The organism is Shewanella sp. 553 (assembly GCF_059338375.1).
On sequence record NZ_CM181701.1, the window covers coordinates 1,525,409 to 1,538,101 of the forward strand.

11 protein-coding genes are annotated in these 12,693 nt (G+C 43.5%); 5 read left to right on the forward strand and 6 right to left on the reverse strand.

All coding sequences use genetic code 11. The annotated features are described in order from the left end of the window. From holB to AC5YBZ_RS07000, 3 genes are read left to right on the forward strand one after another with little or no spacing between them, the layout of a single operon-like run. Nucleotides 1-918: a DNA polymerase III subunit delta' gene (holB, locus tag AC5YBZ_RS06990; protein ID WP_494521636.1), complete on the forward strand. Its 918-nt coding sequence runs from the start codon at nt 1-3 to the stop codon at nt 916-918. 5 nt (nt 919-923) lie between these two features. Then, a complete protein-coding gene (locus tag AC5YBZ_RS06995) occupies nt 924-1,250 on the forward strand; it encodes a PilZ domain-containing protein (RefSeq protein WP_494519441.1) in 327 nt (108 codons plus the stop codon). Between the two features lie 46 nt (nt 1,251-1,296). Further along, complete coding sequence (locus AC5YBZ_RS07000) at nt 1,297-2,085, forward strand: TatD family hydrolase (protein ID WP_494519440.1); 789 nt, start codon at nt 1,297-1,299, stop codon at nt 2,083-2,085. Between the two features lie 415 nt (nt 2,086-2,500). Here the strand turns inward: AC5YBZ_RS07000 and rsmF are convergent, their stop codons facing one another. Next, on the reverse strand, nt 2,501-3,934 hold the full coding sequence (gene rsmF, locus AC5YBZ_RS07005; RefSeq protein WP_494519439.1) for a 16S rRNA (cytosine(1407)-C(5))-methyltransferase RsmF: 1,434 nt from the start codon (nt 3,932-3,934) through the stop codon (nt 2,501-2,503). Nucleotides 3,935-4,021: 87 nt separating this feature from the next. On the opposite strand from rsmF, the gene AC5YBZ_RS07010 reads away from it, so the two are divergent. Further along, entirely contained in the window at nt 4,022-5,248 is a 1,227-nt protein-coding gene (locus AC5YBZ_RS07010; protein ID WP_494519438.1) for a nucleoside recognition domain-containing protein, read from the forward strand. Nucleotides 5,249-5,365: 117 nt separating this feature from the next. On the opposite strand, the gene AC5YBZ_RS07015 is transcribed toward AC5YBZ_RS07010, so the two are convergent. Next, nucleotides 5,366-6,172: a DUF481 domain-containing protein gene (locus AC5YBZ_RS07015; RefSeq protein ID WP_494521635.1), complete on the reverse strand. Its 807-nt coding sequence runs from the start codon at nt 6,170-6,172 to the stop codon at nt 5,366-5,368. 403 nt (nt 6,173-6,575) lie between these two features. After that, nucleotides 6,576-6,947, reverse strand: coding sequence for a diacylglycerol kinase (locus AC5YBZ_RS07020; RefSeq protein ID WP_494519437.1), 372 nt, complete (start codon nt 6,945-6,947; stop codon nt 6,576-6,578). 227 nt (nt 6,948-7,174) lie between these two features. Here AC5YBZ_RS07020 and AC5YBZ_RS07025 point away from each other — a divergent pair, with 227 nt between their 5' ends. After that, nucleotides 7,175-8,050, forward strand: a complete 876-nt coding sequence (locus AC5YBZ_RS07025) for a DNA ligase (protein ID WP_494543602.1) — start codon at nt 7,175-7,177, stop codon at nt 8,048-8,050. 197 nt (nt 8,051-8,247) lie between these two features. Here AC5YBZ_RS07025 and AC5YBZ_RS07030 read toward each other — a convergent pair whose 3' ends face one another. The 3 genes from AC5YBZ_RS07030 to AC5YBZ_RS07040 all read right to left on the reverse strand — a co-directional run bounded on the left by AC5YBZ_RS07030 (nt 8,248) and on the right by AC5YBZ_RS07040 (nt 12,583). Next, on the reverse strand, nt 8,248-10,197 hold the full coding sequence (locus AC5YBZ_RS07030; RefSeq protein WP_494543603.1) for a HAMP domain-containing methyl-accepting chemotaxis protein: 1,950 nt from the start codon (nt 10,195-10,197) through the stop codon (nt 8,248-8,250). A gap of 502 nt (nt 10,198-10,699) precedes the next feature. Continuing rightward, nucleotides 10,700-11,638 carry a ribosome biogenesis GTPase YlqF gene (gene ylqF / locus AC5YBZ_RS07035; RefSeq protein ID WP_494519434.1) on the reverse strand — a complete coding sequence of 313 codons (939 nt, stop codon included), beginning with the start codon at nt 11,636-11,638 and terminating at the stop codon, nt 10,700-10,702. Between the two features lie 105 nt (nt 11,639-11,743). Beyond that, the gene (locus tag AC5YBZ_RS07040; protein WP_494524655.1) at nt 11,744-12,583 is read right to left on the reverse strand and encodes an isopenicillin N synthase family dioxygenase; all 840 of its coding nucleotides are present in this window, start codon (nt 12,581-12,583) and stop codon (nt 11,744-11,746) included. Nucleotides 12,584-12,693 lie beyond the last annotated feature (110 nt).

The window sequence follows — 12,693 nt, forward strand, 5'->3', positions numbered from 1 at the left end:
ATGGTGAACATTCCTTGGCTCATGCCTGTGATAGCCCAGTTTAGTCAGCAATTAACGACGGGGTTGCAAGGTCACGCGTATTTAGTGGGGATGCATCAAGGATACGGGGGCGTCGAGTTAGCCCTAGCGTTAGCGCACACCGCGCTTTGTCAGCAACCGAGTTCACAGGGACCCTGCGGTCATTGCAAGCCCTGCCAACTGACACTCGCCGGAAATCATCCAGACCTTTACCAAATAGAAGCGGATGGCAACCAGATTAAGGTGGATCAGATAAGAGACTTATGTCATCGCCTGACATCAACTGCGCAGCAAGGCGGTAAACGTGTAGCCGTGATTAAACATTGCGAGCGCCTCAATGTTGCCGCTGCCAACGCACTACTAAAGACCCTCGAAGAACCTGGTCAGCAAACTTTGCTGTTATTACAAAGCGATACGCCGAGTCGCTTGATGGCGACCATAAGTAGTCGTTGTCAACGCTTGCATTTTAAGTTGCCTACAGCGCAAGAGGTTCAAGCATGGTTGTCTCAGCAATATGAACTGAGCGGTGATGTCATCTGGTGTTTGCCTGTCATGGGCGGACCAATTGAGTTGTTAGCGGCGTTGCAATCACAACGGTTTACCGAGTTACTGCAACTGCGCAAAGACTGGATACAAAGTTTGTCGTCCGGTCATCTGTGTGCTAGTTTCACTCATATAGAACAAAAGCAAGTTTCTGATGCGCTTAAGGTTTTATATCTAGTTTTAAGGCAAAAGTTAGTTAAACAGAAAAATGCAGACGCGCTGGTTAATGTTAAAGTAAGCCGTTTAGCGGCTCAGGTGATGGCGACATATCATGAACTTAATATGATGCCCAACGTGAATTTTATGGCTATTTTTCAATCGTTTATTTTAGAGTATCAATCACTAACACAAGAGTAATAATTATGGTCGACCTCGTGGTTAATTTTGATACCTTACATCAGCTATATCGTGCCTACATGCCGTTTATTCAGCCAGCAGGTTTGTTTGTTGCTACAACAGAGAGCCACTATTTAGGCCAAGAGTTGTCTGTGGCCTACCAACTTCCTGGGTCGACGACTAAGATGGAGTTTCAAGGTATTGTTGTGTGGATCAATCCCCTAGGCGCTTCTGGCGGCAGGCCTGCGGGTATTGGGCTAAAAATCATCTCAGATGCTTCCACTCATAAGCATCATATCGAGAACTTGCTTGCCCGAGAACTCTCCTCGAGTGATTTGACCTGCACCATGTAGCTCGGTATCCTTTGCGTCCTTTTCGTTGTTTACTTGGATTATAAGCGTGCTCATCGATTCTCACTGTCATCTCGATCGTCTCAAGGCTGCTCCCGATCAAGCTTCCTTACAACATATTATCGCGCAGGCTAAAGCGCGTGGTGTTGACTACTTTTTGTGCGTCAATGTTCGCCAACAAGGCTTCACCCAGATGCAAGCCAAAATGGCCGATTTTGAGCAAATCTTCTTGTCTGCTGGGGTGCATCCCTTAGATGTAAAAGAGGGGCTGGATACTGCACAGTTATATGAATATATTAACGATCCTAAAGTAGTGGCGATCGGTGAAACAGGGCTAGATTATTTTTATGCCGATGACACGAAAGCGCTGCAGTTATCATGTTTTGAACAACAAATTGCACTTGCAGTTGAAGTGGATAAACCGCTGATTGTGCATACTCGTGATGCCAGAGAAGATACCATTGCCTTACTTAAAGCGGGCCAAGCCGATAAGGTTGGTGGGGTATTACATTGTTTTACTGAAAATTGGGAAATGGCTAAAGCGGCGATCGATTTAGGCTTTTATATTTCAGTATCTGGCATAGTGACCTTTAAAAATGCTGGCGATTTACGGACGGTTATCCGCAAAGTCCCCAAAGACCGTTTATTGGTTGAGACCGATGCCCCTTATTTGGCGCCGGTGCCTCATCGTGGGCAAGAAAATCAACCCGCTTATGTTCGTGATGTGGCCGAATTTGTGGCTGAACTTCGAGGCGAATCTTTTGAGGAGTTAGCCGATTATACAACGACCAACTTCTTCAATTTATTTAGAGACGCGGCTAAATTAGCCAATCGTTAGTATGATTGGCCTTAATATCCTAAGGTCAATCATACTCAGAATATCCTTTAATGCTTAGATTCAATGTGATGGCTGTGATGAGTATGACAGTGATTGTGGCACATCTGTGGCACGTCACTTCTAGCTTTAGGAATGTAATGCACCGGGCCGGTGACAATCATCACAGGCTGTTTCAAATTACAGATAAAAAAAGACCCAAAACTATTCCAATTGTTCTGGGTCTAGGGGAATGGCTCTTTGCAGAGCCGTGCGCTACTGTTTGAGATGGCCTCTTAATGCTCTCAGGCTTTTAGTGTAGTCAAGGCTGAGCGTGTTGCTGGGTTTGTCTACATTAAGCGTTAATTAAAATGTAACAAAATGTAAATTCATGACTAAGTTACGAAATTGCCGTGAGCTTAATTAAGCATTAAGTGGTCTATTTAGCGCTTAATGACGGGCAAATCTTATCTTTGACCAAGTCTCGCGGTAAGCTGTTTTTCAATTTATTGCCCAGGTGTTTAACGAGACCTAAATTGGCCTGATGATAACTGACGAGTTGCTCACCTTGTGGTGTGGCTTTGGTGGGTAACATAATGTCTCGCCCCATAAGATAACTGCTGGCTTGGCTTTCATCTAAGGGGATACTCTTACGGGTATCAGCTAATGCCACTATGGCTTCATGACGAACCTTAAAGCCTTTTTTTAGTGCATCTGCCAACTTTAAACCGATGCGCTGAAAGCGGATCTTGCCAATAAGTGGCATGATATTGCGCGGGAATAACCAATATTCATCGTCACGCTGCATCACAACGCCATGTTCGGATAGGTTAATGTCGAACGTCGATTGAAAGTAATCTTCAAGGGCCTTAAGCGGTTTATTCGTAGCCTGCGTAAACGGAAAATTCTTCTGTGGTTTAGGCTGCTCTACTGCGCGTTCAATATCGGCAATTTTATTAATTTTAGCGATAAAGAAACCTTCGCTGTCATAAATCTGCGGCCAAACATGTAAAAAACCCTCTTCGGTACACGCCTTATGCGCATCAGGAAACAGGTTGGCGAGTGATTCAAACTGTACGGAGTCAGGATAACGCTGCTGCAGATGTAAACACACCTGCTGATTTTCGGTGCGATTGAGTGTACAAGTTGAGTAGACAAGTGACCCACCTGTTTTTAATGCTAAAAAAGCGGATTCGATTAGATCAATCTGAGTGTTGGCGATGGCTTCAATCTCGGCAAAATCCCAATGTTTTAAAGCCTCTGGATCTTTTCGTACCGTACCTTCACCGCTGCATGGCGCGTCGAGTAAAATAGCATCGAATGTGTCATAGAGGTATTCGCCAAATACCCGTGCATCAAAATGGGTGAGGGCGGTGTTTTTTACGCCCATGCGTAGCACATTGGCGTGCAGGACTTTTACTCGGCTCGATGAGTATTCATTGGCAACCAGTAAGCCTTGATTGTGCATCATGGTGGCAAGCTGGGTGGTTTTAGAACCAGGGGCTGATGCCATATCGAGCAAGGTTAAGTCTTGAGGCGCATCGATGGGCATTGGAAATAACGCGTGGGGAGGCAACATCGAACTAGCTTCTTGAATATAAAATAGTCCCTGAATATGTTCGATGGTATTGCCCAATTGCACATCATCATTCACCGTGATCCAAAAGCCGGCATCACACCAAGGGATAGGTTCAAACTGCCAGCCTTTAGGCTGCATTAAGGCGACAAAGTGACTCGCGGATATTTTTAAGGTATTAACCCGTATCGATGGTCTTAATGGCTTATCGCTGTAAGCGATAAAATCATCCATCGATAGATGTTCGGGCATATCTTTAGCTATGCTATTGATAAAATTTTGATTTAGTTGAACCATAAGAAAGAAAAAGCAGATATTGTTGTCAGGCAGTATATCACATCGCTAGTTAGGCCTTAGTTAAACCTAGACCAAAAAGGAGTTTTTGTGCTTAATCGCATCTGGTTTGTTTTCTTTGCTACCTCATTACTGGCGATCGTCATCGGCTTATTTCAAGGGGACTGGCATCTATTATCAAACGCAGTTGATGCACTGTTTGCCAGTGCAAAATTGGCGGCGGAAATCGCATTAGGGTTAATTGGGGTATTATCACTCTGGATGGGCTTGATGCGTGTTGGAGAAAAGGCGGGGGTTGTGGCTGCGCTCTCCTCATTATTCGAGCCATTATTACGGCGCTTAATGCCTGAGGTGCCTAAGGGGCATCCGGCTTTCGGTAGCGTAACCATGAACCTGACTGCTAATGTACTTGGGCTGGATAACGCAGCAACCCCTCTGGGTCTCAAAGCGATGCAAGATCTGCAAACACTTAATCCTGATAAAGCGGTAGCGACTAATGCTCAGATCCTGTTTTTAGTGCTTAATACCTCCTCGGTCACCTTGGTGCCAGTGACGGTCTTTCTGTATCGTGCCCAGCAAGGGGCTGCGGCTCCTGCAGATATCTTTTTACCCATATTATTAGCGACCTGTGCTTCCACCTTAGTTGGGGTGTTAGTGGTGGCTTGTTTTCAGCGAATTTCGTTACTCAATAGTGTGATTTTGGGCTACGGTGCATTGTTTTTCGCCATGATCTCAGCGTTGGTATTTTATCTTGGTAGCTTAAGTGTCACCGCGATTGGTGAGCTTTCGACGGGGCTAGGCAACGGTATCTTATTATCATTGATTTTCAGCTTTATTATCATTGCAGGTCTGCGTAAGGTCGCGGTGTATGATGAGTTTATCACTGGTGCGAAAGAGGGGTTTGAACAATCGATAAAGCTTATTCCTTACCTGCTGGCAATGCTATTAGCGATTGCTTTGTTAAGGGCATCTGGTGCGCTGGATTATTTACTCAATTTGGTTGCAGCCTTAGTGAATCTATTCAATGGCGACACTCGCTTTATTGATGCCTTACCAACGGCGATAATGAAGCCTTTTAGCGGTTCGGGCGCACGCGCTATGATGTTAGAAACCATGCAGCATCATGGTGTCGACTCCTTTGCCGGACGTCTTGCAGCGATTCTGCAAGGCAGTACAGAGACAACTTTTTATGTGTTAGCGGTATATTTTGGTGCCGTTGGCATTCGCAATGGACGCCACGCATTGGTGTGTGGCTTGACGGCTGATATTGCAGGGATCTGTGCGGCGATTTGGGTCTGTTATCAGTTTTATGGTTGAGCATAAGGCTCGACATTGATGAAGTTGCTTGTTTTATGACTCAACATTAAGAGCCCGTAATAATTGTTATATTGGGTCAGGCTTTGTCTGTGTTGAGTGATTGGTTGATGCGTATGGTTAAAAGTGGTAACTAACCGAAAGCATGGGGCCGATAAAGCTATAATAAAGGTTGTAATTAGCGACCTTAATATCAGCTTGTGTCACTGTACTATCGAAATCTACATCGACTTTATAGTAATTAAATCCAGCGGTCATGTGCCAATTATCGGTGATCTTCGCTTCTAATCCTGCACGAATATCCACAAGGCTACCTTTAATATCATCGAGTTCGATATAAAAGTATTGTGCATGCGCATTGAACTTAAATCCAGAGATAAACTCATAGTCGGCGTATAAACCAATATCGGGTAATGGGGCTGTAACATCTTCATCGACAAATTTAGGAGTGGCATCGCCGCATTGTTGCACGTTATTGCCTTCAAGGCAGACTGCAATATCACCACTGAATGCGGTTTTGATGAACATGGTATGGAGACCAAGGGATAAGCCAAGGTTGTAGTTATTACCTTGGAAAACATTATAGCCATAACCGATACGAGCAATGTCAATGTTGAGCGTGGTGTCTAATCTGGCACCTGCCTGCACATTATAAATTTGATCGTCTAACGTGACTTGAAACGGAACTGTTAGCTTTTTGACTTCGGCATTACGATGTAACTGTTTCCAATCGGCATAAATATGATGCTTGGCATTAAAGTGATACTGGATTTCAAAAAATGGCAGGAATTGAGACTCTGCTAGATTAAGATCTTCTTCAAAATCAAGTTTAAAGTCATTGCCTAACAGTGGGTCGGTGACATCCATACTTGAATTTGAATTTGAATAAAACCCACCAATGCGGATCACGGTTTTCTTCTGTTTCATTTCGGCTGACACATTGGCCACGTCAGCCTCTTGGTTCGCCAACGACGGAGTACTGAGTATTGCCAGTGCTAATGCTAATAAAGGTAAATATTTGTAAGCCAAAGAATACTCCGTTAAATCATTGCTTATTGATAAGCCTCTGATTGTATTGTGTTAGCTATAATCTTACTGTGAACAGTTTAGCATGTTATCGTTTTTGTTAAATGATTTGTATCAAAAAATGTTCACAACAATGGCTTTTCTGCAATAGCAGTGGGCTGGTGGGGCTCTTCGGCTAACTAAAGATTTAACAAGTTGGTTAGCAATTGGTTTACATGACTTAATTTATCAAAGATGATTGATAAGATCTTTATCCGACATTTCTCAGTACAATGGTTTATTAATCGAAACTGTTGATTAAAGCTTAATAAATCAATGGCAGGATGATGACCAGCCATGTGATACCGCATAATAGTAAACTCATAAATACCGCTGCTGAGGCTATATCTTTGGCTTGTCCGCTTAAGGGATGGATCTCATTGCCGATACGATCGACTACAGCTTCAATGGCAGAATTTAACAGTTCGACAATGAGCACAATAAACAGTGTCATGATGAGTAAGATGCGCTCTACTGTCGATATATCAAGGATAATGGCGATGGGGGACATCAGCATCGCGAGGAGGAGTTCCTGCCTAAAAGCCGCCTCACAGCGCCAAGCAAGTTTGAGCCCTTGGATTGAGAAGCCCGTGGCTCTAAAAACCCGCTTTATGCCATGATTATTTTCTGGTTTCATAATATTCCATTGTAAAAACTGAGCGATGCGCAGTAGTGATTTTAGTTAAGGTGACCAATGATGATTATATGCAGGAGCGGTTTTAATCATCATGGTCCAATAGCTGTTAGCACTAATGGTTAGCTTATCTATCTGCTAGCATTAGGTTTAACTTTGCCTTGTTAGTCTACACTTATTATTCATGTTGTTTTACGTAGTGAGCCATAACCTAACTCAAGGAGGAGTCTATGGTATTTACTTTATTTCGTTTGGTGGTTTGCAGTGTATTATTAGCACACCTGTATTGTGCAACTGTTTACGCTGAGCCTATTTCACTTAATGCGGATACTGAAGTTCAGCTGCAATTACAACATGCTGGTGCTATTACCCCGCAAGATGTTATATCAGAGTACTTGGTCAGCGAAAAGTTCGATGGCGTTCGAGGTTTTTGGTCTGGCAGTGCTATGTACACTCGAAGTGGTCGTCAGATCGATATTCCCAAGTGGTTTACTGCTGATTTTCCCGCCGAAGCTTTAGATGGTGAGTTATGGATTGGACACGGTCGTTTCGATGAGATTTCGGCACTGATCCGTCAAAGCAAGCCCATTGAGACACAATGGCGTCAAGTTAAGTTTATGGTCTTTGATGTGCCACAATTAGCGCAGCCTTTTGCTAAGCGCTATAGCTATGCTTTGGAACGATTTGCTGATATTACTCCTTATTTAGTCGTTATATTGCAGCAACAATTTGCGGATATGGCCGCGTTAGAGCAACAGTTGACTCAAGTGATTAAGGATGGTGGCGAAGGCCTAATGTTACACCATAAATCGGCTCTATACCGTCAAGGACGCAACAAGGAGTTGGTGAAGTTTAAACGTTATGAAGACGCTGAGGCTGAAGTGGTTGGTTATCATCAAGGAAAAGGTAAGTATCTGGGGATGCTTGGGGCATTAGAGGTCAAAACACCCAATGGAGTCCGATTTAAGTTGGGCTCAGGACTGACCGACGCCGAACGGCTACACCCTCCAGCATTAGGCACCATAGTGACCTATAAATATTATGGTTTAACCAGTAATGGCGTGCCTCGATTTGCCAGCTTTATACGTGTAAGGCCTAGCTTGTAAGCAAGTTGTTCATAATCTTAGGCACTGAAAACGCTTAAATGGTGAACATCATAACGCGCCACATGCCATTATCTTAAGGGGATGTGGCGCTACTCTTGTTCAGGGGTATAGCTTTCATTTATGGTTAACTGTCATTGCGTAATACTTGTAAAACGCTTCACTTTTAGCCGTAAACTATCATCCTCGGTATACCGTGTTTACACCTTAAATTGACTTACCATCAGCTTAAGCTGTTCAGACAGTTGAGCGATTTCGATAGTCGAACCTTTGGTCTGATTGGCTGATACGGCATTTTCTTCGGCGATATGTTTAACATTTAGCACGTTTTGATTGATCTCTTCAGCTACAGAGCTCTGTTGCTCTGATGCGCTGGCAATCTGAATATTCATGTCATTGATAACGCTAATCGCTTGAGTGATGACTGCTAAGGCTTTGCCAGTTTTATTGGCTTGATCAACACTGCTCGCGGCTTGTTCTTTGCCTTGCTGCATAACTAATACGGTACTTTGGGTACTTGCTTGTAGTTGTTGAATAATATTTTGAATATCTTGCGTCGAAACTTGAGTTCGTTGTGCCAACGTTCGCACTTCATCTGCAACCACTGCAAATCCTCGGCCTTGTTCACCCGCACGAGCAGCCTCGATAGCGGCATTAAGGGCTAACAAATTGGTTTGATCTGCGATACCACGAATCACATCTAATATTTTTACAATATTGTCGGTTTCCAGTTCAACACTAGTTAGTTTTTCTGATGATTCATTAACCCTATCGGCGAGGTTGCTGATAGCCATAATGGTTTTCTCTACCTCTTGACGACTGATATTCGCCTGGTTATCTGCTTGCTTAGCAGCATCAGCCGCTTGTGCTGCATTTTGAGCTACGTCATTAACCGTTGTGGACATCTCATTCATGGCTGTCGCCACAGAATCGGTTTCATTTTGCTGTTTTACGACGCCAAAACTCGACTGTTCAGTGACGACAGCAAGTTCTTCAGAAGCAGTCGCTAATTCAACACTGGCTGATGTGATTGTGGTGACCATATTACGTAAGTTACTTGCTGTTTCTTGTATTGAGTCAATCAATACCCCTGTTTCATCTCTACTCGTACTCTGGATTTCAATGGTTAAATCTCCCTGTGCTAATTGGCGTGCGGCCGCGACCGCTTGGCTAATCGGGCGAGTTATAGAGACGGTAAGCACATACGCTGCCACACTGCCTAAGACTACGGCTGCCAAAGACAATAGTAAGGTGAGGCGAATACTGTTACTAGTGCTATTTTTTACTTCGGCACCTAAGCGTTGCATATCGGTTATGACAGATTCTTTGGTACTTTCGGCATTTTTAGCAACTATGGGGCCGATACGATATAGGGTATGGCTAATCAAATCATTACGTGTGTTAATTAACTGATGGATCTGCTTTAAGCCATCGACATACGTGAATTGAGCTTGAGTGAATTGCGACAGTGAGTCGTGCTGTTGCGGCTGCTCTAGATAGGGCTTGAGCGCAGCTGTGTGTTGGCTCAAATTGTTACCCATTTCAGCAAGGGCGGTTTTATAGTCAGCTTCACTATTTGAGTCTAAAAATTTAGAGGCAAATAAACGCCCGAATAAGAGTGACTTTTGCACTTCGGCGGCATAAAAAACCACGTCGGCTTGATCATTAACATGGGCAGATTGAATGATGGCATCGATTGTCTGACGCATGGTTTCGCCTGGAGGTAAAATCGCTTTTGCTAAGACTTTATCTCGCTCTGAAATTAAATTAACCACCTTAGTAAAGGCGTCTTGATAAGTGAGAAGCTCGGACTCAATAGTGGCGATGTAATGGGCACGCTGGGGTTCTTGGATCTCGCCTTTTGCGTTCACCAATAACTGCTTGAGTTTATCTGAGTAATCTCGATATTCATTAAGGTCTTTGTCACTACGGGTTATTAAGTAGTCTTTAACATTCATTCTCACCATTAACATGGTAGTTTGAAGATCACTGACGATGTTAGTATCTTGGTTTAGGTCTTGGTAGCTATTAATTCCGTCGCTGGCTTTATTGAGCGAGAAAATACCTACTATCAGCACTAATGAAAGCAACGTCAGTACGATAAAGAAACTCGAGCCAATTTTTACTGCTAACCGTAAATTTTTAAACATCACTTATCCAGCTATTCAGCTTATCAATAATTTTGATGCGTGTTATAAATGATTTTATATTTAGTATCAATACGTTGCATACTGATACAATTGATTGGTTTAATTTGTACTTGTTGTATAAAGGATACAGTCATTAACTTGTTGAGTCGTGATTAAGTTTGAATAAATGCTCATAACCGGCTTATTTGAATGATTTGTATGGTTATTGAACTATTTGGTAGGCTGGATAGGTGGTGACAGCTGAAAAGATGGTAATGTTTAAATTGTGATATTAATCCATAAATAATTTAAGGATATGTACTGTTTGAGTGATAAATAGGCGTTATCGTCATTTGCTAATTAGCAGCATCCCAACACTGTGAACTTATTGAAGTTGATTTGATGGTTATTTATATAAAAGGTGTCGTAAGCTAATAAATATTATTGATGTCAGATAGCTATAATAAAAACTATTTTGATAGACTCAATGCGAGTGTATATGCTCGCATTGAGTCATTAGCGGCTAGCTATGGCGAATACCTGAGCGCTTGAGTCGTTCAGCTTCGAGCTTTTGCTGTTTTAGCGCCTCTTTTTCGGCCAATATGCGCGCGACTTCGGCCTTTTCTGCTTCAGCCATCGCAGGGGTTTCTAGTGATAATTGGCCGATTTTTCCTGAGCGGAATTCATGTAATAACAGTTCAGATGCTTTGTGCAGATCGATACGTCCGCCAGGTCTCAGTGCACCGCGTTTACGACCAATGGCTTCAAGCAGGCCGATATCATCTTTAGGGAGTTCTTTTAATTTATAGCGCTCAGCTATGGCCTCTGGATAAGCCGTTAAAAAATACTCAGCGGCAAACATGGCGACATCTTCATATTCCATTGCCGTATCTTTAATCGCACCGGTGACGGCTAAGCGATAGCTGCTGGCTTCATTGTCCACTTTTGGCCATAAAATACCGGGTGTGTCAGACAGCACAATACCGTTTTTAAGGTTGATGCGTTGTTGTCTTTTAGTCACTGCGGGTTCATTACCGGTTTTAGCTATGACTCTACCAGCCAAAATATTGATAATAGTAGATTTCCCAACGTTAGGAATACCCATGATCATGGTGCGAATATCTTTTTCTGTGGTATCTCGACTGGGTACCAGCTTACGGCACAGATCAGGCACTTTGCGTACTTGTGCAGCTTGTAAGGTGGTGATCGCCATGGCTTTCACCCCTTGTTCTTGCTCGAGGTGGTCAATCCATAATTGTGTGGTAGCAGGATCGGCGAGATCGGATTTATTGAGTAATTTTATGCATGGCTTATCACCGCGCAGTGTTTTTACCATAGGGTTTTCACTACTAAAGGGGATACGGGCATCGAGTACCTCAATCACGAGATCGATTTGAGGCATCACCTCTTCAATCTCTTTACGCGCCTTGTGCATGTGACCGGGATACCACTGAATAGCCATGTTATTACTCTACCTTTAGCTGAAGTTGGCGCGATTTTACCTTGATATGTCGGAAAAATCACAAATAAAAAGCGCCAAATGGCGCTTTTTATTGAGGAGTTCAGGTTAAATGACCCCAAGTTCTCTTAAGCGTTCCATCAAGTAACTCTCTGCAGTATAGCGCTCAGATAGCACCACTTCTGGCTTAGGGTGTAAAAACAGCGGCAGAGAAATACGCGAGCGGGTTTTATCTGTACCTTCAGGATTAACCACTCGGTGAGTGGTCGAGGGGAAGTACCCCCCAGAGGCCTCTTGCAGCATATCACCAATATTGATGATGATGTTACCAAAGTCACTAGGGACATCTAACCATTCACCGGTTTGGGTTTTTACTTGTAAACCAGGTTCACTCGCGGCGGGTAACACAGTCAATAAGTTAATATCTTCATGCGCTGCAGCTCGTATAGCGCCCATCTCTTCATCGCCCGACATTGGCGGATAATGCAAAATGCGCAGCAGTGTTTTATGGCTACCTTCTATCATCTTGGGTAGTGCAATCGAGTAGTTAACTGCGATTTCTGCAGGTGTATGTGCTTCTACCCAACCGAGTAGTTCCGCTGCTAGGCTATTGGCTTGTTGGTAATAGGCGAGAATATTGTCTCTGAGCGAGTCAGGAATGCGCCCCCAAGGATAAACATGGTAATACTCTTTGATGTCTTTAACGCTATGGCCCTTAGCGGTTTCAGAGATGCTGGCAGGGAAGAAGCCGTCATGGGTTTCTGCTTTAAACAGGAAGTCCTGTTTTTCATCGCTGTTAAAGAAGGCTTGCCACTGACTATAGATGGTTTCAACCAGTGTTTTGTCGATAGTGTGGTTGGATAATACGCCAAAGCCGGTATCGCGCAGCGATTGGACAAAACGCTCAGCGCTATCGGGTGCTTGATAATCGATTGTTTCTAATTTCATCTTCTGTTTTCTTGTTAGTAAACCCCGGCGAGAGTTTACCGTTGTCGCTGCAGTTGGGCAAATAAGTGTGATAAAAATCACCTTAATATGGTTCTAATTAATGAGGCGCC